The sequence below is a fragment of the Streptomyces polygonati genome, from assembly GCF_042650325.1.
GTDB lineage: Bacteria > Actinomycetota > Actinomycetes > Streptomycetales > Streptomycetaceae > Actinacidiphila > Actinacidiphila polygonati.
This window is the reverse complement of record NZ_JBHSBB010000006.1, coordinates 117,349-139,435: the sequence shown is the minus strand read 5'-3', so window position 1 is coordinate 139,435 and position 22,087 is coordinate 117,349. Positions and strand designations below refer to the sequence as shown.

Genomic DNA, 22,087 nt, shown 5'->3' with positions numbered 1-22,087 from the left:
GGCGCGGCCTAGACTCGGCGCGGGGCCCCAGCGGGCCCATGTGTCGATCGTGCCAGGAGGACCCCCGTGACCGTCGTCGCCGTGCCCGGCTCCAAGTCGGTGACCGCCCGAGCCCTCTTCCTCGCCGCCGCGGCGGACGGTGTCACCACCCTGCGCCGCCCCCTGCTGTCCGACGACACCGACGGCTTCGCGGCGGGCCTGACCGAGCTCGGCTACCACGTCGAACGCGGCGCGGACGTATGGCGCGTCACCGGCCGCCCGGCCGGCCCCGCCGCCGACCGGGCGGACGTCTACTGCCGGGACGCGGCGACCGCCGCCCGCTTCCTGCCCGCGCTGGCCGCGGCCGGCACCGGCACCTTCCGCTTCGACGCCTCCGCCCAGATGCGCCGCAGGCCCGTCGCGCCGCTCACCGAGGCCCTGCGCTCGCTGGGTGTCGACCTCACCCACGAGGACGCAGACGGCCGGCTCCCGCTGACCGTGGTCGCCGACGGCATCAAGGGCGGCGCGATCGACCTCGACGCGAGCCTGTCCTCGCAGTTCCTCACCGCGCTGCTGCTCACCGGCCCGCTGACCGCCGAGGGCCTGCGCATCCGGGTCACCGGCATCGTCTCGGTGCCGTACGTCGAGATCACGCTCGCGATGATGCGCCGCTTCGGCGCCGAAGTGACCCGGGACGGCGACACCTTCATCGTGCCGCCGGGCGGCTACCGCGCCACCGACTACCCGATCGAGCCGGACGCCTCCACCGCGAGCTACTTCTTCGCCGCCGCCGCGCTGTCCGGGCGCAGCGCGACCGTGGCGGGCCTGGGGGCCGAGGCCCTCCAGGGCGATCTGCGCTTCGTCGACGTGCTGCGGGAGATGGGCGCCGAGGTCGAGACCGGCCAGGACGCCACCACCGTGACCGGCACCGGCCGCCTGCGCGGGATCACCGTGAACATGCGGGACATCTCCGACACGATGCCGACGCTGGCCGCGATCGCCCCCTTCGCGGACGGCCCGGTGCGGATCGAGGACGTCTACAACACCCGGGTGAAGGAGTGCGACCGCCTCGAAGCGTGCGCGGAGAATCTGCGTCGCCAGGGCATCCGGGTGGAGACCGGACCCGACTGGATCGAGATCCACCCCGGCGTCCCGGCCCCGGTGCGGATCGCCTGCCACGGCGACCACCGCATCGCGATGAGCTTCGCCGTGGCGGGCCTGCGCACCCCCGGCACGACCTTCGACGACCCGGGGTGCGTGAAGAAGACCTTCCCCGGCTTCCACGAGTTCTTCGCGGGCGTGCGCGCGGAGTGGGGCGTATAGCGCGGGTCCGGCCGCCGGCCGGTCAGGCCGGTGCGGCGGCGTCGGCGCGGTCGGCGGCGTCCGCCGCGATCCAGGCGGTGAGCTGCTCGGGCGTGGCGGTCGGGTCGGCCATCAAGGTGGCCAGCTCGTCGTCGGCGAGGTGGGCGGTGGAGACGGCCGGGCAGCGGTAGCAGGCGTCCACGCCGGACTGGCTCCACCACTTGCAGCTGCCGCGAAGGTGGCACCGTGGGACCGCGCGGGACTCCTCCCGCACCGGGACCGCCAGCACCCGCTGGACCAGCGTGCAGTCGTTCCCCCGCCGGTGGGCGCAGGCCGACACGCAGTGCGACGCGAACCGCAGCACCCGCGTCGGTTCGATGCCCTCCGGGATCGCCCCCAGCACATCGGCGGCCGGTACCGGTTCGGCGAGATACGTCACCCGGCCGTCGGCGCCCGAACGCACCCCGAGGACAACGGACTCGGGAGCGTCCGGCTGCCCGCTCGGGCACCAGGTGAGGGCGGAATCGTCGGTTCCCACGGTGCTCACTCCTTCACTTGATCCGTCAGACGTTCTCGGCGAGCGCCTTGCCGATCGGACCGGTGCCGATCTCGGCCGTCTGCACCTGCTCCAGCGCGATGGCCCGCGCCAGGTTCTGGTGCAGCTGCTGGACGGATGTGATGCGGTCCGGCTTGGCAGCGGGGGCCTCGGCCTGCGCGACGCCCGCCGTGCTCAGCGCGAGGACGGCCGCGGCTGCGCCCGCGACCGCGAGCCGGTTGTGCTTCTTCATGGAACCTCCCGGGAAGCAGGGGCAGTTCGGACCTGTCGCCCCCTGTCGTGCCCGCACCCTATGAGCCCCCGGCGCCCTGGATCGGCAGTCCTGTGCGGCAGCTGACCGGCACTTCGGCGGCACTTCCGCCCCTGCGCCGCGGATCACTCCGCCCGCTCGGCCGCGCTCCGCTCCACGCAGAACTCATTGCCCTCCGGGTCCTCCAGCGTGACCCAGCCGGTGCCGTCGGGGCGGCGGTGGTCGCCCACCACGGTGGCGCCCAGGGCGACCACCCGCTCCACCTCGGCGTCCCGGCCGCGGTCCTGGGGCTGGAGGTCCAGGTGGACGCGGTTCTTGACCGTTTTGGGTTCCGGCACGGTGATGAAGAGCAGCGAGCCGCCGGGGGAGGTGACCAGCGCCTCGGGGTCCCCCGGCGCGTCGTCCTCGGCGAGCGTTCCACCGAGCACCGCGGCCCAGAAGGACGCCAGCCGGTGGGCGTCGGCGCAGTCGATCGTGATGTGCCGCACATGAGATGTCATGAGCGGCACCCTAATGACGATCCGGCCGCCCGCACGTCCTCGTTTCCGCTGTCCGGGGCCGGGCGGGCTCAGATACGCGGGCGGCCGCTGCGGGGACGGGCCGCCTCGTAGGCGCCGCGGGCGGACCGGGCGGCCGGGCGGGTGGAGACCTCGGCGACGGGCACGTCCCACCAGGCCTCGGCGGAAGGGGTCGGGCGTGAAGGGTCGGTCTCCACATAAGTCGCCGTGGCCCGGGGGGAGTCGCGCGCCGCGGTCAGGGCGGTCCTGAGCTCCTTGGCCGAGCGGGCGGTGAAGACCTCCAGGCCGAGGCTGGCCGCGTTGGCCGCCAGGTCCACCGGGAGGGGCGGGCCCGCGAAGGAGCCGTCCGGCGCCCGGAAGCGGTAGGCGGTCGCGAAGGATTCGGCGCCGACCTGTTCGGACAGCCCGCCGATCGAGGCATAACCGTGGTTCTGCACGATGACGAGGTTGATCGGGATGCCCTCCTGGACGGCGGTGACCACCTCGGTCGGCAGCATCAGATAGGTGCCGTCGCCGACCAGCGCGAACACCTCGCGGTCGGGCGCGGCGAGTTTGACGCCGATCGCGGCGGGGATCTCGTAACCCATGCAGGAGTAGCCGTACTCGACGTGATACTGCTCCGGGTCGCGGGCCCGCCACAGCTTGTGCAGGTCACCGGGCAGCGAACCGGCCGCGTTGATCAGTACGTCCCGGTCTTCCAATACGGCGTCCAGCGCGCCGATCACCTCGCCCTGCGAGGGCGGTCCGTCGCCCTCCGCGCCGAACACCGCGTCCGTACGGGCCCGCCACTCCTCCTGTCCGAAGACCGCGGCCGGCGCCTGATGGCCCGTCAATTCCGCCGCCAAAGCCTCGATTCCGGCCCGGGCGTCGCCGAGCAGGGCGAGCCCGGTCATCTTGTGGGCGTCGAAGGAAGCGGTGTTGAGATTGACGAAGCGGGCGTCGAACCGGAAGAGGGTGCCCGAGGCCGTGGTGAAGTCCGTCCAGCGGGTGCCGACGCCGAGCACCACGTCCGCCGCGCGGGCCGCGGCGTCGGCCGGGGCGGTACCGGTGTGGCCGACACCGCCGAGGGCCTGCGGGTGGTCCCACCGCAAGGAGCCCTTGCCGGCCTGGGTCTCGACCACCGGGATGCCGGTGGAGGCCGCCAACTCGGCCAGCGCCGGGCCCGCTTCGGAGTGCCGCACCCCGCCGCCGGCCACGATCAGCGGCCTGCGCGCGCCCCGGAGCAGGGCGGCGGCCTCGGACAGGGCGGCGGCGTCCGGCACCGGCCGCCGCACCGTCCAGACCCGCTCGCGGAACAGCTCCGGCGGCCAGTCGTAGGCCTCGGTCTGGACGTCCTGGGGGAGCGCCAGCGTCACCGCGCCGGTGTCCACGGGATCGGTCAGCACCCGCATCGCCTGGAGCAGCGAGGCGGGGAGCATCTCCGGGCGCCAGATCCGGTCGAAGTAGCGGGAGACGGGCCGCAGCGTGTCGTTCACCGACACGTCGTACGCCCACGGCACTTCGAGCTGCTGCAGGACGGGGTCGGCGGGGCGGGTGGCGAAGACGTCGCCGGGGAGCAGCAGGACCGGCACCCGGTTGACGGTGGCCAGGGCCGCGCCGGTCACCAGATTGGTGGCGCCCGGACCGATGGAGGTGGTGCAGGCCATGGTGGACAGACGGTGGTTCATCCGGGCGAAGCCGACCGCCGCGTGCACCATCGCCTGCTCGTTGCGGCCCTGGTGGAAGGGCATCGCGTCCGGGCCGGCTTCCAGCAGCGCCTGGCCGACCCCGGCTACGTTGCCGTGGCCGAAGATGCCCCACATGCCGGCGACCGTGCGGTGCCGCACGCCGTCGCGTTCGGTGTACTGCGCCGACAGGAACCGTACGAGGGCCTGGGCGACGGTGAGCCTCATGCCTCCACCTCCCGGTCGGACGCTTCGTACAACGGCAGCCTGGGGTCGCGGGGTTGGCCGGGCCAGCTGTCGCGGACCCCGGCGTGCGCGGGATCGTCGCTGATCAGCCAGGCCCGCTCCGGGCCGGGGCCGGCCATCACATTGAGGTAGTACATGTCGTAGCCGGGCACCGCCATGCTCGGGCCGTGCCAGCCGTCCGGGATCAGCACCGCGTCCCCGGCGCGGACTTCGGCCAGCAGCTCGGTGCCTCCGGGGCGGGAGGGGTAGACCCGCTGGTAGCCGAGCGCGGCCGGACCGCCGCCGAACTCGTAGTAGTAGATCTCCTCCAGCCGCGATTCGCCCGGGCCGCTCTCGTCGTGCTTGTGCGGCGGGAAGGAGGACCAGTTGCCGCCCGGGGTCAGCACCTCCACCGCGATCAGCCGGTCGCAGCGGAAGCTGTCGGCGGCGGCGAAGTTGTTCACCTGGCGGCTCGCGCCGCCCGCGCCGCGCAGCTCGACCGGTACGGCGCCGGCCGGGCCGTAGCGCGCGGGCAGCCGCCGGGCGCAGCGGGCCCCGGCGAGTGCGAACCGGCCGCCGGCCGCACTGCTCAGCACCGCCGAGCAGTCACGGGGCAGATAGACGAAGTCCGCGACCCCGGAGAAGACATCGCGGCGGCCGCGCAGGGTGAAGGTCTCGCCGTCCGCCCGCACGGTGGCGGCGCCGGCCAGCGGCAGCACGATCCACTCGCTGTCGCCGGTGAGCAGGGCGCGGGAGCCGCCGGGCTCCAGGGCGAGCACCCGCAGCCCGCAGTAATCCCAGCCCGCCGAGTCCGGGTCGATCCACAGCTCGTAGCCGTCCTTGGCGCCGGAGCCGGCCGGCAGATGTGTCATACGGTCTCAACTCCCCGGCCCCGCACATCGGTTCCGCGCAGCACGGCGTCGATCTCGGCCCGGGTCGGCATCGCGTCGGCGCACGCGAGGCGCGAAGCGACCAGCGCGCCGGCCGCGTTGGCCGCCCGCAGCACTTCCGGCAGCGGGTCCCCGGCGAGCAGGCCCGCGCACAGCGCGCCGCCGAACGCGTCGCCCGCGCCGAGGCCGTTGACCGCCTCGACCGGCACCGGCGGCACGTGGTGGGTCTCCCGGGCGGTGCTGCCCAGCACACCGGCCGGACCCTGCTTGACCACCGCCGTGCGCACCCCCCGGCGCAGCAGCAGTCGCGCTGCCTCCCGGGGGTCCCGGCTGCCCACCGCGATCTCGGCCTCGGCGATATTGCCCACCGCGAGGGTGGCGTGGGACAGGGCGCGGGCGTACAGCGCGGGGGCCCGCGCCGGGTCGGCCCAGAAGCCGGGACGCCAGTCCAGGTCGAACCACACCTCGGCGCCGGCGCGTTCCTCCAGCGCGGCGAACAGCGTCGAGCGGGTCGGCTCGACGGCCAGCGCGGAACCGGTGATCCACAGGACCCGGGCGGACCGCACCGCGTCCCGGTCCAGCCGGTCCGGGGTCAGGCACTGGTCGGGGGCGACCGGGCGGCGGTAGAAGTAGATCGGGAAGTCGTCCGGCGGGAACAACTCGCAGAAGGTCACCGGGGTCTGGACGCCCGGGACGGTGCTGACCAGGGAGTCGTCCACGCCGAAGCCGCGCAGGGCGGTGCGGACATAGCCGCCGAAGGGGTCGTCGCCGACGCCGGTCAGCACGGCGGTCCGCAGCCCCAGCCGGGCGCCGGCCACCGCGACATTGCCCGCGGTGCCGCCCAGGGACTTCGCGAAGGACCGTACGTCGGCGAGGCCGACCCCGCTCTGCTCCGGGTACAGGTCGACACCGATCCGGCCCAGGGTGATCACGTCGTGGGCGCGGCCGCCGGGCGGTCCCGTCGTCACCTGTCCACCAGCCACTCCAGCGAGGCCCGCACATCCGCCAGCGGCCCTTCCCCGGGGGCCGGTTCCGCCGTCAGCACGGTGTCCTGCTCCATCACGTACCAGCCGTCGTACCCGGCGGACTCCAGCGACCCGATCAGCGCGCCCAGGTCCAGGTCGCCCTGCCCGAGGGGTCGGTAGAGACCGGCGCCGACCGCGGCGGTGTACGTACGGCGGCCCTCCCGGACGTCGGAGGCCGTCTCCGCCCGGACGTCCTTGAGGTGGACGTGGCTGACGCGGTCGGCGGCGCGCCGGGCGAGGGCGACCGGGTCCGTACCGCCGACCAGCAGGTGGCCGGTGTCCAGGCAGAGCCCGACGGAGCTGCCGTCCAGCACCCGGTCGACCTCGGCCGGGCCCTCCACGACCGTGCCGACATGGGGGTGGAGGGCCGCGGTGACCCCGAGGGACGAGGCCAGGGCGGCGATGGCGTCCAGATGGGACAGCAGGGTGCGCCAGCCGGCCGCGGAGACCTCGGGCCTGGCGTCGTAGCCGTCGCCGCCGGTGGCGGCGGCCAGCACCAGCGTGCGGGCGCCGGCCGCGGTGAAGCGGTCGAGCGCGGCCCGGACGTCCGGCAGCGGGTCGTGGTCCGGCTCGTGCAGCACGGCCGGTACGAAGCCGCCCGCCGCGGTCACACCGCGGGCCGCCAGCAGCGGTCCGGGCAGGAAGCCGTCGGGGCCGAACTCGCTCGCCCCCAGGCCCAGCCCGGTCAGCTCGTCCAGCACCCGATCGGGCGTCAACTGATGTCCCCAGCCCGGGACTTCGCACACGCCCCAGGAGATCGGCGCTGCCGCGATCCGCTCCAGCCTCATGTCACCACCCCGATCCGCTCGCTCGGCCGCGCCGGACCCGCGGGACCCGCCGGCTCCACCTCCGCCAGCGCCACCGGCCGCCGTTCGCGGCGTGAGACCTCGCACGCCTCGGCCACCAGCAGCGCGCGCAGCGCGTCCCGACCCTCGCAGGGATTGGGGGCCTCACCGCGTGCGACGCGCAGGAAGGCGGCGATCTCGGCCCGGTAGGCGGACGCGAAGCGCTCCAGGAAGCCCGGCCACTTGTCCACCCGGCCGCCGGGCAGCACCGCCGGTCCGGCCACCAGGGGCTCGACGGAGGTCATCGGGGCCCGCGGCCCGCCGCCCACCGTCAGCTGGTCCTCGGTGCCGGCCAGCTCCATCCGCACGTCGTACCCGGCGGCGTGATAGCGGGCCGCGGTGGCCGTCGCCAGCACCCCGCCCTCCAAGGTGAGCAGCACGCTCGCGGTGTCCACGTCGCCCGCGGCGCGGAAGTGGTCAGCGCCCACATTCGTCCCGGTCGCGTAGACCTCGGTGACCTCGCGGCCGGTCACCCAGCGCACGATGTCGAAGTCGTGGATCAGGCAGTCCCGGTACAGCCCGCCGGACAGCGGCACATAGGCGGCCGGCGGCGGCGACCCGTCCGAGCTGACCGTGCGCACGGTGTGCAGCCGGCCCACCCGCCCGGTGCGCAGCGCCTCGCGGGCGGCCCGGTAGCCGGGGTCGAAACGCCGCTGGAAGCCGATCTGGAGCACGGTGCCGGCCGTCTCGACCGCGTGCAGCGCCGCGATGGTGCCGGGCAGATCCACGGCGACCGGCTTCTCGCAGAAGGCGGGCAGGCCGGCCAGCGCCGCCGCGGCGATCTGCCCGGCGTGCGCGGCGGTCGCGGTGGCGATCACCACCGCGTCGGGGCGGCGGTGGAACAGCTCGTCCACCGAGCAGGCCGCACCGCCGTGCTCCGCCGCCACCTGCCGGGCCCGCAGCGGATCGACGTCCGCCACCAGCAGCTCGCCCACCTCGCGGTGCGCCGCGAGCGTGGCGGCGTGGAAGGCGCCGATCCGCCCCGCGCCGAGAAGTCCGATCCGCATCCGCATATGTGCTCCTGCCGTTTCGGCGCGTCGTCCCGGAACCGCGGTCCCAACCTCCCGCGCCGCCCCGCACCGTGTCAACGTATTGTCCGGACATAAGGACTTCCCGTCATGATGCCCTGCCGCTACGCTCCCCTCGTGCCCAAGCACGAGCCGACGCACGACCCCGCGCGGTTGCGGCTGGCAGTCGACCGGGCGAGCCCGGTCCCGCTCTACTTCCAGCTCGCCCGGCAACTGGAAGCCGCGATCGAGGACGGTGCGCTCACCCCCGGCAGTCTGCTCGGCAACGAGATCGAGCTGGCCGCCCGCCTCGGCCTGTCCCGTCCCACCGTGCGCCAGGCCATCCAGACGCTGGTCGACAAGGGCATGCTGGTGCGCCGCCGCGGGGTCGGGACGCAGGTGGTGCACAGCCGGGTCGCCCGCCGGCTGGAACTCAGCAGCCTGTACGACGATCTGCTCGCCGCCGGACTGCACCCCACCACCCGGGTCCTGCACAACACCCGGGGGCACCCCTCCGCCGAAGCCGCCGCCGCGCTCGGTCTGCCCGCCGCCGAACCGGTGACGGTGGTGCGCCGGGTGCGGCTGACACACGGCGAGCCCATGGCGTACCTGTGCAATTACCTGCCGTGCGACCTGCTGGAACTCGCCGACGGCCAGCTGGAGGCCACCGGCCTGTACGCGCTGATGCGCCGCCGCGGCATAACCCTGCACAGCGCCCAGCAGACGGTCGGCGCCCGCACGGCCACCGACGAGGAGTGCGGACTGCTCGCCGAACCGCCCGGCGCCGCGCTGCTGACCATGCTGCGGACCACGTACGACGACCGGGGCCGGCCGGTGGAGTACGCCAGCCATGTCTACCGCGCCTCCCGCTACGCCTTCGAGTTCCGGCTGCTGGTCCGGGCGTAGCGCCCCGCGCCCGCCCTCACACCGCCCGGGCCCCCCGCGCCCCGCGCCGGGAGCGCCCGACCCCTTGACGGATACTTGCCCCGCCGGGATGGTCGCTCGCAGCACTTCCGATCTCTCGCAGCACTCCATCCCCGGCCGCACCACGGACAGCACCGAAAGGCAGGGCCAGGTGGCGAAGGCAGGAACGGGAACGGGAAGGACAAAACCGGCCCGGCGGCCGCGGGCCACCGGCGCCCGGCGCGCGCTCGGCGCGCTGCTGGCGGCGCTGCTCGGCGCCACCGCGCTGGCCGGGTGCAGCAGCACCGGCGGCAAGCGCGCCGAGGACCGGGCGAACCGGCTCGCCGCGAACGGCTCCGCCGTGAACACCCCGCACTGGACCTTCGCGATGGTCACCCACTCGGGAGCCGGCGACACCTTCTGGGACATCGTGCAGAGCGGCGCCAAGCAGGCCGCCGCCAAGGACAACATCAAGTTCGTCTACTCCAGCAGCGACCAGGCCAACGAGCAGGCGCAGCTCGTGCAGGCCGCCGTCGACAGCCATGTGGACGGCCTGATCGTCACCCTGGCCAAGCCCGACGCGATGAAAGCCGCGGTCGCCCGCGCCGAGAAGGCCGGCATCCCGGTGATCACCATCAACTCCGGCTCCGCGCAGTCCAAGCGGTTCGGCGCGATCGCGCACATCGGCCAGGACGAGACGATCGCCGGACAGGCGGTCGGCCGGGAACTGGACAGGCGGGGCCGGAAACACGCGCTGTGCGTCCTGCACGAGCAGGGCAACGTAGGGCATGAGCAGCGCTGCGCCGGGGCCAAGGACACCTTCACCGGCCGGCTGGACGACCTCTACGTCGACGGCACCAACATGCCCGACGTGCGGTCCGCGATCGAGGCCAAACTCCAGGCCGACCACGGCATCGACGCCGTCGTCACCCTCGGCGCCCCCTTCGCCGCCACCGCCGCCAAGGCCAGGGACGACGCCGGCTCGCGGGCCGAGATCGACACCTTCGACCTGAACGCGCAGGTCGCCGCCTCCCTCAAGAACGGCACGATCGGCTTCGCGGTCGACCAGCAGCCGTACCTCCAGGGCTACGAGGCGGTCGACCTGCTCTGGCTGGACCGCTACAACGGCGACACCCTCGGTGGCGGCCAACCCGTGCTCACCGGCCCGCAGATCGTCACCAAGGACGACGCCGACGCGCTGCTGGCGTACACCCGGCGGGGCACCCGGTGACCGCCCTGACCGCAGGCCGGCGGGACCGGCCGGACGAGCGGCTGGCGCCGCGTTCGGCGGCCCGGCGGCTGCTGGGCCGGCCGGAACTGGGCGCGGTGGTCGGCGCGGCGGCCGTCTTCGTCTTCTTCTCGATCGCCGCCGACCCCTTCCTGCGGGCCTCCAGCCTCAGCACCGTGCTCTACGCGTCCTCCACCATCGGCATCATGGCCGTGCCCGTGGCGCTGCTGATGATCGGCGGCGAGTTCGACCTGTCGGCCGGCGTCATGGTGACGAGTTCGGCGCTGGTCTCCTCGATGTCCAGCTATCAGCTGACCGCGAACGTCTGGGTCGGTGTCGGCGTCTCGCTGCTGGTCACCCTCGCGGTCGGAGCGTTCAACGGGGTGATGCTGGTGCGCACCCGGCTGCCCAGCTTCATCATCACGCTGGGCACCTTCCTGATGCTCACCGGCCTCAACCTGGGCCTGACCAAACTGATCAGCGGCACCGTCTCCACCAAGTCCATCGGCGACATGGAGGGTTTCCCGACCGCCCGGGACGTCTTCGCCTCGCACTGGACGATCGGCTCGGTCGACCTCCAGGTCACCATCCTGTGGTGGTTCGGGCTGGTCGCGGTGGCCACCTGGGTGCTGCTGCGCACCCGGACCGGCAACTGGATCTTCGCGGCCGGCGGCAACGCGGCCGCGGCCCGCGCGGTCGGCGTCCCGGTGGCCCGGACCAAGGTCGGCCTCTACATGGCGGTGGCCTTCTGCGCCTGGATCTCCGGACAGCACCTGCTGTTCTCATTCGACGTCGTCCAGTCCGGCGAGGGCGTCGGCAACGAGTTCCTGTACATCATCGCGGCCGTCATCGGCGGTTGTCTGATGACCGGCGGCTACGGCAGCGCGGTCGGCGCGGCGGTCGGCGCGTTCATCTTCGGTATGACCAGCAAGGGCATCGTCTACGCCCAATGGGACCCGAACTGGTTCGAGTTCTTCCTCGGCATGATGCTGCTGCTCGCCGTGCTGCTCAACGCCTGGGTGCGCAAGCGGGCGGAGGCCGGCGAATGACGGGCGGGGCGACGACCGGTACGGACGGGCCGCCGGACCCGGCGACCGCCGTGCCCGGGCCGGCCGCGCTGCTGCGGCTCACCGACGTCTCCAAGTCCTACGGGAACGTCCGGGCGCTGCGGGGCGTCTGTCTCGATGTGCGCGCCGGAGAGATCACCTGCGTCCTCGGTGACAACGGGGCGGGCAAGTCCACCCTCATCAAGATCGTCGCCGGGCTGCACCCGCACGACTCCGGCAGCTACACGGTGGGCGGCGAGGAAGTGCGGCACACCTCGCCGCGCCAGGCCCTCGACCGCGGGATCGCCACCGTGCACCAGGACTTGGCGGTGGTCCCGCTGATGCCGGTGTGGCGGAACTTCTTCCTCGGCTCCGAACCCACCCGGGGCCGCGGCCCGCTGCGCCGGCTGGACACCGCCGCCATGCGCGCCACCACGCACCGGGCGCTGCTGCGGATGGGCATCGATCTGCGGGACGTCGACCAGCCGATCGGCACCCTGTCCGGTGGCGAACGCCAGTGCGTGGCCATCGCCCGTGCGGTGCACTTCGGCGCCAAGGTGCTGGTACTCGACGAGCCGACCGCCGCGCTCGGCGTCAAACAGGCCGGAATGGTGCTGAAATACGTGGCAGCGGCCCGCGACAGAGGGCTGGGGGTGGTGCTGATCACCCATAATCCGCACCACGCCTACCTGGTCGGTGACCGTTTCGTCCTGCTCAAGCGCGGGGCGATGTCCGGCAGCCACCTCAAGAAGGACATTACGCTGGACGAGCTGACCCGGGAGATGGCCGGAGGCAGTGAGCTGGACGAGCTGACCCATGAACTGAGCCGTGCGACCCCCGATGAACCGGTTCGTACGACACCCGACAGCAGCGAGCCGGAGAGCAACGCTTGAGTGCCAATCGTGAACGTGTCTACCGTGGCGGCGCCGCCCGCGCCACGGTGTGGCAGAACGTCGGGATGCGCGACCGCCGCGAGCGCCGCTCGCACCTGACCGCGCCCCGCGTCCCCACCGTCGGTATCGACATCGGCGGCACCAAGGTGATGGCCGGGGTGGTGGACGCCGACGGGACGATCCTGGAGAAGATCCGCGCCGAGACGCCGGACAAGTCCAAGAGCCCCAAGGTCGTCGAGGACACCATCGTCGAGCTGGTGCTCGACCTGTCCGAGCGGCACGACGTGCACGCGGTCGGCATCGGCGCGGCCGGCTGGGTGGACGGCGACCGCTCCCGGGTGCTGTTCGCCCCGCACCTGGCCTGGCGCGACGAGCCGCTGCGCGACCGGCTGGCCGACCGGCTGCTGGTCCCGGTGATGGTCGACAACGACGCCAACGCCGCCGCCTGGGCCGAGTGGCGCTTCGGGGCCGGCCGCGGGGAGAGCGATCTGGTGATGATCACCCTCGGCACCGGCATCGGCGGCGCGATCCTGGAGGAGGGCCGGGTCAAGCGGGGACGCTACGGCGTGGCCGGCGAGTTCGGCCATATGCAGGTGGTGCAGGGCGGACACCGCTGCGCCTGCGGCAACCGCGGCTGCTGGGAGCAGTACAGCTCGGGCAACGCCCTGGTCAGGGAGGCCCGCGAGATGGCCGCCGCCGACTCCCCGGTCGCCCACAGCATCAACGACCGGGTCGGCGGCAACATCCGCGAGATCACCGGGCCGCTGATCACCGAACTGGCCCGCGAGGGCGACGCGATGTGCGTGGAGCTGTTCCAGGACATCGGGCAGTGGCTCGGCATCGGCATCGCCAATCTGGCCGCCGCCCTCGATCCGTCCTGCTTCGTCATCGGCGGCGGCGTCAGCGCGGCCGACGACCTGCTGATCGGCCCGGCCAGGGACGCCTTCCGCCGCAATCTCACCGGCCGCGGCTACCGGCCCGAGGCCCGGATCGTCAAGGCCGAGCTGGGCCCGGAGGCCGGTATGGTCGGGGCCGCCGACCTGGCCCGGCTGGTCGCCCGCCGCTTCCGCCGCGCCAACCGGCGCCGCGTCGAGCGGTACGAGCGCTACGGTCGGGTCTACGGACGGCAGGAGGCCGATTCGTGACGACCACCCCCGACCAGCACGAGCACCAGCGACAGCACCGGGTCCCGGCGACCGGCGCGGCGGACTCCGCCGAGACGGCGGGCTCCGGCGGCGGGCCCGAGCAGACCGCGGGCGCGCCAGCCGACCCGGCCCACCCAGCGGACCCGGCGGACCCGTTCCCGACCGGGGACCCGCCGGACCCGGACACCACCGATCCCGCAGCCGCCGACCCGGCAGCCGCCGACCTCGCCCCCACCGGCCCGGTGCCGGCCGACCCCGAACCCGTCGATCCCACCGCCACCGATCCGTCCGACCAGCCCGATCCGTCCGATCAGCCCGAGCAGATGAGCCCATCGCGAACCATCCCGCCCCAGCACCCCGCCATCGGCGCCGAGCGCGCCGGATCCGGCATGCGACCGCCCCGTGACCTCCCCCGCTGGGTGCGCTGGACGGTGCTCCCGCTGCTGGTCCTGGTGCCCATCGGCTATGTCGTCATCGCCGCCGAGCAGAGCCGGGACAGCGGCGAGGACAAGCAGCAGGAGGCCGCCGCCCGCCATCTGACCCGGGCCAGGCCCAGCTCGCTCCAGCAGCGGATCTACCAGGTGGCGTTCCCGATCGGCGCCACCCACCCCGCCTACCTGGAGACCAACTCCTGGGACACCAGCACGCTGCTGGCGCAGTTCACCACCACCGCCGGCGGACTGGACACCTTCCTGGCGAAGGTCGGTACCAGCCGCGCCGCCCTGAAGGAGGGCCGGTCCGCGATCACCCCGGCCCAGACCAAAGGCGCCGACTGGGACTTCGGCGTCCACCGCCCCTACGCCGGGATCTCCCTGCACCAGGCCGGCGACAAGCCCGACCACGACATCACGGTGGACCTCACGGACCCCGACGCCCCGACGGTGTACGTGGTGTCCACTGTCAATTTCCAGCATGGCTTCGGGGGCGGGTGACCCCGTCCCCGCCTTCACTCGATAGCGTGAGGCGATGAGCGAGACGACCGACCAGGCCGCCACTACGTACGACACGTTCAACGACGGGTACGACGATCGTGACGACCTGCTGCAGCCCCCGCTGCAGTACCGCTTCGACGGCCCCGACGACGCCCCCGTGCTCGTCCTGGGCCCCGCGCTGGGCGCGACCTGGCACATGTGGGACCGCCAGCTCCCCATGCTCAGCGGCGACTGGCGGGTGCTGCGCTACGAGCTGCCGGGACACGGCGGCGCGCCGGCCGACCCGGCCTACTCCGTCGACGACCTGGCCCGGCGGCTGCTGGCGGTGCTGGACGACGAGGGCATCGACAGCTTCGGCTACGCCGGCTGCGGGCTCGGCGCGGCCATCGGCGCCCGGCTGGCGCTGCTGCGGCCCGACCGGGTGGCCGCGCTCGCCCTGGTCTCGGCCGCGGCCCGCTACGCCACCGCCGACGGCTGGCGCCAGCGCGGCGTGCTGGTGCGCGCCAACGGCCTGGACCGTACCGCGCACACCACCCCCGAGCGCTGGTTCACCGAGGCCTTCCTGGCCACCCAGCCCGCGATCACCGAGTGGGCGGTGCAGATGGTCAGGAGCACCGACGCCGCCTGCTATGTCGCGGCCTGCGAGGCGCTGGCCGCCTTCGACATCCGCGACGCGGTCGGCAGCATCACCGTGCCGACGCTGGTGGTGGTCGGCGTGGACGACACCGAGACGCCGCCGGCCGACGCCCGCCTGCTGGTCGCGGGCATACCCGACGCGCGCCTGGCGGTCGTTCCCGCCACCGGGCACCTGGCCCCGGTCGAGGAGCCGGCCGCGGTCGGCGACCTGCTCGCCCGGCACTTCCGGGCCGCCTGGGCCGACCACACCCCCGCGCCGCTGCCCTTCGCCCCCGCCCCGCCGCCGGTGGCACCCCGCATGCCCGGGCCGGCCGCGCCGCCGGCGGGCCCCGACCACTACGCCGAGGGGCTGCGCGTGCGCCGCGAGCTGACCGGGGACGCCGAGGTCGAGGCCGCGCTGGCCCGCGCCGAGGGCTTCGGCTCCGCGTTCGACACCTTCGCCACCCGCTACGCCTGGGGCGAGGTGTGGGGCCGGCCGGGACTGGACCGCCGCACCCGCAGCGTCATCACCCTCACCGCGCTGACCGCGCTCGGCCAGCTCGGCGAACTCGCCGAGCAGACCCGCGCCGCGCTGCGCAACGGTCTGACGCCCGCCGAGATAGAGGAGGCGCTGCTGCACACCGCCGTCTACTGCGGGCTGCCCGCCGCCCGCGCCGCCATCGACGCGGCCCGGGCCGTGGTCGCGGAGGAGACCGGGAGCGGCACACCATAGGAGGGGGCCAAGCCCCCACCGGGGCTCGACAGGCGCGGGCGGGGGCAGCCGTAGGAAGATGGGCGCATGAAGCTGACCAAGAACGGACACGCCTGCGTACGCCTGGAGAAGGACGGCCGCACCCTCGTCATCGACCCCGGTGGCTGGAGCGAGGACGACGCGGCGGCGGGCGCGGACGTCATCCTCGTCACCCATGAGCACCCGGACCACTTCAACGAGGCGCGGCTGCGCACCGGTCTTGAGGCCAACCCGGCGACCGAGCTGTGGACGCTGGCGAGCGTGGCCGACCAGATGTCGGCCGCCTTTCCCGGGCGGGTGCACACCGTCGGGCACGGCGACGCCTTCACCGTCGCCGGCTTCGACGTCCAGGTGCACGGCGAACTGCACGCGGTGATCCACCCCGACATCCCGCGGGTCACCAACGTCGGCTATCTGGTGGACGGTTCGATCTTCCATCCCGGGGACGCGCTGACCGTGCCGAACCATCCTGTCGACACCCTGCTGCTGCCCCTGCAGGCACCCTGGAACAAGATCTTCGACGTCATCGAATACGTACGCGAGATCAAGCCGCAGCGCACCATCGACGTGCACGACGGCCTGCTCAACGACCAGGCCCGCCCGCTGTACGACTCGCTGGTCGGCGGCCTCGGCGGCGCCGACCACCTGCGGCTGACCCCCGGGGACGCGACCGACGCGTAGCCGCGGCGCTCCCGGCGCCGGAGTCCGGCCGGTGCGCGGGCGGTGTCGGACCCAGCCGCTAGGTTGTCAGGCATGCGCATCGCGACCTGGAACGTCAATTCGATCACCGCCCGCCTCCCGCGGCTGCTGGCCTGGCTGGAGAGCAGCGGCACGGACGTCCTGTGCGTCCAGGAGATCAAGTGCACCCCCGAGCAGTTCCCGCACACCGAGCTGCGCGCGCTGGGCTACGAGGCCGCCGTGGAGGCCACCGGGCGGTGGAACGGCGTGGCGGTGATCTCGCGGGCCGGTCTGGAGGACGTGGTGCACGGCCTGCCGGCCGGTCCGCAGTTCGAGGGGGTGAGCGAGCCCCGGGCGGTCGGGGCGACCTGCGGCCCGGTCCGCGTCTGGTCGGTGTACGTGCCCAACGGCCGCGAGGTCGACCACCCGCACTTCGCGTACAAGCTGCTCTGGCTGGAGGCGCTCCAGGCCGCCGTCGCCGGGGACGCGGCGGGCGAGCGCCCCTTCGCGGTCCTCGGCGACTACAACGTGGCGCCCACCGACGACGACGTCTTCGACCCCGCCGCCTTCGAGGGCCTGACCCACGTCACCCCCGCCGAGCGGGCCGCGCTCACCTCGCTGCGCGGCACCGGCCTGACGGACGTGCTGCCCCGCCCGCTGAAGTACGACCACCCCTACACCTACTGGGACTACCGCCAGCTGGCCTTCCCCAAGAACCGCGGGATGCGGATCGACCTCGTCTACGGCAACCAGTCCTTCGCCAAGGCCGTCTCCGACTCCTATGTGGACCGCGAGGAACGCAAGGGCAAGGGCGCCTCCGACCACGCCCCGGTGGTGGTCGACCTCGATCTGTGACGGCGGCGCCCGACTCTCCGGCGCGCGGGGTCCGGGCGGCCCGGGACCGACTGGCCGCACATCACCACCGCGGGGGACCGCCCCGGGCGTGTCAGCCGCCGAGTCCCCGGCAGCGCGCCGCCGCCCGTGCATGATGGCGCCGAACGCACCCACCAGCTTGTACCGGAGGCGCCACATGGACTCCCTTCAGCAGCTGCCGAACATCGGGGCGGTGCTCGCCGACCGTCTGCGTCGTGCCGGCGTCGGCGACGCGGGCGAACTGCGCCGCCTCGGCTCCGGCCGGGCCTACGAGAAGATCAGCCCCGATCTGCCCGAGGACGCCCGAACCCACACCCTGCTGGCCCTGGAGGGCGCGCTGCGCGGCATGCGCTGGACGGCGATCCCGCAGACCGAGCGCGACACCCTGGTCCACCGGGTGCTGGGCTGACCGCGCGCCGCTTCCCGGCGCCGCCCCGTTTGTCCCGCTCCCTCCCGGGCAGCCGCTGCCTGAGGAAGGGAGCCCCCCATGTCCCGATCCCGTGTCGTCATCGTCGGGGCCGGCTTCGCCGGATACCAGGCCGCCCGCGCTCTGAGCCGGCACCGCGGCCTGCGCGAAGAGGCCGAGATCGTGCTGATCAACCCCACCGACTACTTCCTGTACCTGCCGCTGCTGCCGCAGGTCTCGGCCGGCGTCCTGGAGGCCCGCAGGGTGGCGGTGTCGCTGCCGAGCACCCTGCGCGGGGTGCGGCTGGTGCTCGGCGAGGTCGACGGGGTGGACCTGGACCGGGGCAGCGTCTCGTACACCGGCCCCGAGGGCGACCGGGGCGAGCTGGGATACGACCGGCTGCTGCTCACCGTGGGCAGCGTCAACAAGCTGCTGCCCATACCCGGCATCGCCGAGCACGCGCACGGCTTCCGCGGCATGCCCGAGGCGCTCTACCTGCGCGACCACATCACCCGGCAGCTGGAGCTGGCCGGCGGCACCGACGACCCGGGGGAGTGCGCCGCCCGCTGCACCTTCGTGGTGGTCGGGGCCGGCTACACCGGTACCGAGGTCGCCGCCCAGGGCAAGCTCTACACCGACACGCTGGTCAAACGGCACCGGGTGCTGCGGCACCGCGACCCGCCGCGCTGGCTGCTGCTGGACATCGCCGAGCGGGTCCTGCCCGAGCTGGACCCGCGGCTGTCCCGGACCGCCGACCGGGTGCTGCGCGGGCGCGGGGTGGAGGTGCGCACCGGCCAATCGGTCAAGGAGGCCACCTCGGACGGTGTGCTGCTGGACACCGGCGAGCACCTCGCCACCCGCAGCCTCATCTGGTGCGTCGGGGTCCGCCCCGACCCGCTGGTCGCCGACGTCGGCCTGCCCGCCGAGAAGGGCCGCCTGGTGGTCGGCCCGGAGCTGGTGGTGCCCGGGCATCCGGAGGTCTACGCGGCCGGTGACGCCGCCGCGGTGCCCGACCGCACCCGGCCGGGTTCGTACACCCCGATGACCGCCCAGCACGCCAGCCGGCAGGGGAAGACCGCCGCGCGCAACATCGCCGCCTCCTTCGGCTACGGCAGCACCAGGCCGTACAAGCACCACGACCTCGGCTTCACCGTCGACCTCGGCGGCGTGAAGGCCGCCGCCAACCCGCTGCGCGTCCCGCTGTCCGGGATCGCGGCCGGCGCGGTCACCCGCGGCTACCACCTGATGGCGATGCCCGGCAACCGCGTCCGGGTCGCCGCCGACTGGCTGCTCGACGCGGTGCTGCCCCGGCAGGCCGTCCAGCTGGGCATCGTCCGCTCCTACGCCGTACCGCTGGACACCGCCGCGCCCGAGCTGCCGCGCGGCCCCGACCAGTGGACGCGCAACGCCCCGCCGCCGAGCGGTCCCGCCCCGGCCGGCCGGCCCGCCACCGAGCCCCCGGAGAGCAAGCCGCCGCACAGCACCTCGTCCGACCGCCCGCAAGCGAACGGAGAACGCCCCTCATGAACACGGTCACCCAGGCACCGTCCCTGACCGACGACCAGATCGGTGAACTGGGCCAGCAGCTGCGCGTGGACGCGGTCCGCGCCGCCGCCGCGGCGGGCTCGGGACACCCCACCTCGTCGATGTCCGCGGCGGACCTCGTCGCCGTCCTGCTGGCCCGCCATCTGCGCTACGACTTCGACCACCCCGAGCACCCCGGCAACGACCACCTGATCTTCTCCAAGGGCCACGCCTCGCCGCTGCTGTACGCCGCCTACAAGGCGGCCGGCGCCATCACCGAGGACGAGCTGCTGACCACCTACCGCAAGCTCGGCGGCCGCCTCGAAGGGCACCCGACGCCCAAGCTGCCCTGGGTGGACGTGGCCACCGGCTCGCTCGGCCAGGGACTGCCCATCGGGGTCGGGGTGGCGATGGCCGGCAAGCGCCTGGACCACCTGCCGTACCGGACCTGGGTGCTGTGCGGGGACAGCGAGCTGGCGGAGGGCTCGGTGTGGGAGGCGTTCGAGCAGGCCGGGATCGAGGGCCTGGACAATCTCACCGCGATCATCGACGTCAACCGGCTCGGTCAGCGCGGCCCGACCCGGCACGGCTGGGACCTGGACGCCTACGCGCGCCGGATCAGCGCCTTCGGCTGGCACACCCTGCAGATCGACGGGCACGACATCGGCGCCGTCGACGCGGCGATGGCCGAGGCCGGGGCCAGCCGCGGCGCGCCGACCGCGATCATCGCCCGCACCCGCAAGGGCAAGGGCGTCGCCGCCGTCGAGGACCGCGAGGGCATGCACGGAAAGCCGGTGCCCGACGCCGGCGAGGCGGTCCGCGAGCTCGGCGGGGTGCGCGAGCTGCGGATCGAGGTCCGCCACCCGGAGCCGGCCGAGCGCCCCGCCCACGGCGGCGACCCGAAGGCCGCGCTGCCCGCCTACGACCTGGGCGACGAGGTCGCCACCCGGACCGCCTTCGGCGAGGCGCTGACCGTGACCGGCACCCGCCGCGAGGACGTGGTGGTGCTGGACGGCGAGGTCGGCGACTCCACCAAGGCCGAGCTGTTCGCCAAGGAGCACCCGGAGCGCTACATCGAGTGCTACATCGCCGAGCAGCAGCTCATCGGCACCGCGGTCGGCATCGGGGTGTGCGGCTGGCAGCCCTACGCCGGCACCTTCGCCGCCTTCCTGACCCGCGCGCACGACTTCCTGCGGATGGCCGCGGTCAGCCGCTCCGACCTGAACGTCTTCGGCTCGCACGCCGGCGTCGGCATCGGTGAGGACGGCCCCTCGCAGATGGCGCTGGAGGACCTCGCGATGATGCGGTCCATCCACGGCAGCACCGTGCTCTACCCCTGCGACGCGAACCAGACCGCCCAGCTGGTCCCGGCGATGGCCGACCGCGCCGGCATCACCTATCTGCGCACCAGCCGGGGGAACACCCCGGTGATCTACGCGCCCGGCGAGGAGTTCCCGATCGGCGGCAGCCGGGTGCTGCGCTCCGGCCACGACGACGAGGTGACCCTGATCGGCGCCGGTGTCACCCTGCACGAGGCGCTCACCGCCGCCGACCGGCTGGCGGACCACGGCATCCGGGCCCGGGTGATCGATCTGTACTCGGTCAAGCCGGTGGACGCCCGGACCCTGCGGACGGCCGCCGAGGACACCGGCCGGTTCGTCACCGCCGAGGACCACCACCCCGAGGGCGGCCTGGCCGACGCCGTACTGGAGTCCTTCGGCAACGGCCATCCCATGCCGCTGCTGACCCGCCTCGCGGTGCACTCCATGCCGGGATCGGCCACCCCGAAGGAGCAGCTGCACGCGGCCGGCATCGACGCCGACGCCATCACGGCGGCGGCCCGGAAGCTGGTGGGCCGATGAGTACGCTCACGGTCGAGGCCGGCCGGCACGCGGTGCGGGTGGCGCGGGCGGAGAAGGTGCTCTTCCCGGCCCGGCGCGGCGCGGCGGAGGTCACCAAAGCGGACCTGGCGGCGTACTACCGCGACATCGCCCCCTACGCGCTGCCGCAGCTCAAGGACCGGCCGCTGATGCTGGAGATCCACCCGGACGGCATCGACGGGCAGCGCTTCATGCAGAAGAACGTGCCGGGCCACTACCCGGACTGGATCAAACGGGTCCAGCTGCCCAAGGAGGGCGGCACCGTCACCCATGTGCTGGCCGACAGCCCCGACACGCTGGTCTATCTGGCCGGGCAGGGCTGCACCACACTGCACCGCTGGCAGTCCCGGGCGGACCGGCCGCGGCAGCCGGACCGGATGGTGTTCGACCTCGATCCGGCCGGTGACGCCTTCGCCCCGGTTCGCCGCGCCGCCCAGTGGCTCGGCGAACTGCTGGACGAGCTGGCACTGCCCTGGGCGCCGATGACCAGCGGCTCGCGCGGGCTGCATCTGACGGTGCCGCTCGACCGGCGCGCCGATGTGGACGAGGTGCGGGACTTCGCCCGCGAGGTGGCCGACACACTCGTCGCGCGCCACCCGGGCGAGCTGACCACCGAGCCGCGCAAGAGCGCGCGCGGCAGACGGCTCTTCGTCGACGTGCTGCGCAACGGCTACGCGCAGACCGCCGTCGCGCCCTGGTCGGTGCGGGCACTGCCCGGCGCACCGGTCGCGGCCCCGATCACCCGGGACGCGCTGGACGACCCCGGGCTGAGCCCGCGGCGCTGGACCGTCGAGAACGCGCTGGACCACGCGCGCAACGATCCCTGGGACGGCCTGCTGCCCTCCCGGGGACACTCGCTCGGCCCCGCGGCCAAACGGCTGCGCGCACTGGGCTGACCGGAAACCAGGTCGCCCGGGAGGCAGATGAGGTGGTGGGCGGAACCCCGGCCGGG

The 22,087-nt window shown here is 73.9% G+C and carries 22 protein-coding genes; 14 read left to right on the top strand and 8 right to left on the bottom strand.

What is annotated here, in order from left to right; translation table 11 throughout:
- Nucleotides 1–66 precede the first annotated feature (66 nt).
- Nucleotides 67–1,302: a 3-phosphoshikimate 1-carboxyvinyltransferase gene (gene aroA / locus ACFO3J_RS06050; protein ID WP_386426838.1), complete on the top strand. Its 1,236-nt coding sequence runs from the start codon at nucleotides 67–69 to the stop codon at nucleotides 1,300–1,302.
- A 22-nt stretch (nucleotides 1,303–1,324) separates the two neighbouring features.
- Here the strand turns inward: aroA and ACFO3J_RS06045 are convergent, their stop codons facing one another.
- From ACFO3J_RS06045 to ACFO3J_RS06010, 8 genes are all read right to left on the bottom strand, one after another.
- Nucleotides 1,325–1,819 carry a hypothetical protein gene (locus ACFO3J_RS06045; protein ID WP_386426836.1) on the bottom strand — a complete coding sequence of 165 codons (495 nt, stop codon included), beginning with the start codon at nucleotides 1,817–1,819 and terminating at the stop codon, nucleotides 1,325–1,327.
- Between the two features lie 25 nt (nucleotides 1,820–1,844).
- The gene (locus tag ACFO3J_RS06040) at nucleotides 1,845–2,069 is read right to left on the bottom strand and encodes a hypothetical protein (protein WP_386426834.1); all 225 of its coding nucleotides are present in this window, start codon (nucleotides 2,067–2,069) and stop codon (nucleotides 1,845–1,847) included.
- A 143-nt stretch (nucleotides 2,070–2,212) separates the two neighbouring features.
- The gene (locus ACFO3J_RS06035; protein ID WP_386426832.1) at nucleotides 2,213–2,587 is read right to left on the bottom strand and encodes a VOC family protein; all 375 of its coding nucleotides are present in this window, start codon (nucleotides 2,585–2,587) and stop codon (nucleotides 2,213–2,215) included.
- Nucleotides 2,588–2,655: 68 nt separating this feature from the next.
- Entirely contained in the window at nucleotides 2,656–4,497 is a 1,842-nt protein-coding gene (iolD, locus tag ACFO3J_RS06030) for a 3D-(3,5/4)-trihydroxycyclohexane-1,2-dione acylhydrolase (decyclizing) (RefSeq protein ID WP_386426830.1), read from the bottom strand.
- Complete coding sequence (iolB, locus tag ACFO3J_RS06025; protein ID WP_386426828.1) at nucleotides 4,494–5,366, bottom strand: 5-deoxy-glucuronate isomerase; 873 nt, start codon at nucleotides 5,364–5,366, stop codon at nucleotides 4,494–4,496. The genes iolD and iolB overlap by 4 nt, the downstream gene beginning before the upstream one ends.
- Nucleotides 5,363–6,352 (bottom strand): 5-dehydro-2-deoxygluconokinase, encoded by a 990-nt coding sequence (gene iolC, locus ACFO3J_RS06020; RefSeq protein WP_386426826.1) that lies wholly within the window; start codon nucleotides 6,350–6,352, stop codon nucleotides 5,363–5,365. The genes iolB and iolC overlap by 4 nt, the downstream gene beginning before the upstream one ends.
- A complete protein-coding gene (locus ACFO3J_RS06015) occupies nucleotides 6,349–7,197 on the bottom strand; it encodes a TIM barrel protein (protein WP_386426824.1) in 849 nt (282 codons plus the stop codon). Before ACFO3J_RS06015 ends, iolC begins: the two co-directional genes overlap by 4 nt.
- On the bottom strand, nucleotides 7,194–8,261 hold the full coding sequence (locus ACFO3J_RS06010; RefSeq protein WP_386426822.1) for a Gfo/Idh/MocA family protein: 1,068 nt from the start codon (nucleotides 8,259–8,261) through the stop codon (nucleotides 7,194–7,196). The genes ACFO3J_RS06015 and ACFO3J_RS06010 overlap by 4 nt, the downstream gene beginning before the upstream one ends.
- A 114-nt stretch (nucleotides 8,262–8,375) precedes the next feature.
- On the opposite strand from ACFO3J_RS06010, the gene ACFO3J_RS06005 reads away from it, so the two are divergent.
- The 13 genes from ACFO3J_RS06005 to ligD all read left to right on the top strand — a co-directional run bounded on the left by ACFO3J_RS06005 (nucleotide 8,376) and on the right by ligD (nucleotide 22,031).
- Nucleotides 8,376–9,167, top strand: a complete 792-nt coding sequence (locus ACFO3J_RS06005) for a GntR family transcriptional regulator (protein ID WP_386426935.1) — start codon at nucleotides 8,376–8,378, stop codon at nucleotides 9,165–9,167.
- Between the two features lie 88 nt (nucleotides 9,168–9,255).
- The gene (locus ACFO3J_RS06000) at nucleotides 9,256–10,395 is read left to right on the top strand and encodes a sugar ABC transporter substrate-binding protein (RefSeq protein ID WP_386426820.1); all 1,140 of its coding nucleotides are present in this window, start codon (nucleotides 9,256–9,258) and stop codon (nucleotides 10,393–10,395) included.
- A 5-nt stretch (nucleotides 10,396–10,400) separates the two neighbouring features.
- Nucleotides 10,401–11,441: an ABC transporter permease gene (locus tag ACFO3J_RS05995; RefSeq protein ID WP_386426933.1), complete on the top strand. Its 1,041-nt coding sequence runs from the start codon at nucleotides 10,401–10,403 to the stop codon at nucleotides 11,439–11,441.
- A complete protein-coding gene (locus ACFO3J_RS05990) occupies nucleotides 11,438–12,331 on the top strand; it encodes an ATP-binding cassette domain-containing protein (protein WP_386426818.1) in 894 nt (297 codons plus the stop codon). The genes ACFO3J_RS05995 and ACFO3J_RS05990 overlap by 4 nt, the downstream gene beginning before the upstream one ends.
- The gene (locus ACFO3J_RS05985) at nucleotides 12,328–13,476 is read left to right on the top strand and encodes an ROK family glucokinase (protein ID WP_386426816.1); all 1,149 of its coding nucleotides are present in this window, start codon (nucleotides 12,328–12,330) and stop codon (nucleotides 13,474–13,476) included. Before ACFO3J_RS05990 ends, ACFO3J_RS05985 begins: the two co-directional genes overlap by 4 nt.
- Complete coding sequence (locus ACFO3J_RS05980; protein ID WP_386426814.1) at nucleotides 13,473–14,408, top strand: hypothetical protein; 936 nt, start codon at nucleotides 13,473–13,475, stop codon at nucleotides 14,406–14,408. Before ACFO3J_RS05985 ends, ACFO3J_RS05980 begins: the two co-directional genes overlap by 4 nt.
- Before the next feature lie 34 nt (nucleotides 14,409–14,442).
- Nucleotides 14,443–15,756, top strand: a complete 1,314-nt coding sequence (gene pcaDC / locus ACFO3J_RS05975) for a bifunctional 3-oxoadipate enol-lactonase/4-carboxymuconolactone decarboxylase PcaDC (RefSeq protein WP_386426812.1) — start codon at nucleotides 14,443–14,445, stop codon at nucleotides 15,754–15,756.
- 66 nt (nucleotides 15,757–15,822) lie between these two features.
- Nucleotides 15,823–16,455, top strand: a complete 633-nt coding sequence (locus ACFO3J_RS05970) for an MBL fold metallo-hydrolase (RefSeq protein ID WP_386426810.1) — start codon at nucleotides 15,823–15,825, stop codon at nucleotides 16,453–16,455.
- A gap of 72 nt (nucleotides 16,456–16,527) precedes the next feature.
- Nucleotides 16,528–17,307: an exodeoxyribonuclease III gene (locus ACFO3J_RS05965; protein ID WP_386426808.1), complete on the top strand. Its 780-nt coding sequence runs from the start codon at nucleotides 16,528–16,530 to the stop codon at nucleotides 17,305–17,307.
- Between the two features lie 175 nt (nucleotides 17,308–17,482).
- Nucleotides 17,483–17,734: a TfoX/Sxy family DNA transformation protein gene (locus ACFO3J_RS05960; protein WP_386426806.1), complete on the top strand. Its 252-nt coding sequence runs from the start codon at nucleotides 17,483–17,485 to the stop codon at nucleotides 17,732–17,734.
- A gap of 78 nt (nucleotides 17,735–17,812) precedes the next feature.
- A complete protein-coding gene (locus tag ACFO3J_RS05955; protein ID WP_386426804.1) occupies nucleotides 17,813–19,258 on the top strand; it encodes an NAD(P)/FAD-dependent oxidoreductase in 1,446 nt (481 codons plus the stop codon).
- Nucleotides 19,255–21,117 carry a transketolase gene (locus tag ACFO3J_RS05950; protein ID WP_386426802.1) on the top strand — a complete coding sequence of 621 codons (1,863 nt, stop codon included), beginning with the start codon at nucleotides 19,255–19,257 and terminating at the stop codon, nucleotides 21,115–21,117. The genes ACFO3J_RS05955 and ACFO3J_RS05950 overlap by 4 nt, the downstream gene beginning before the upstream one ends.
- Nucleotides 21,114–22,031, top strand: coding sequence for a non-homologous end-joining DNA ligase (ligD, locus tag ACFO3J_RS05945; protein ID WP_386426800.1), 918 nt, complete (start codon nucleotides 21,114–21,116; stop codon nucleotides 22,029–22,031). Before ACFO3J_RS05950 ends, ligD begins: the two co-directional genes overlap by 4 nt.
- Nucleotides 22,032–22,087 lie beyond the last annotated feature (56 nt).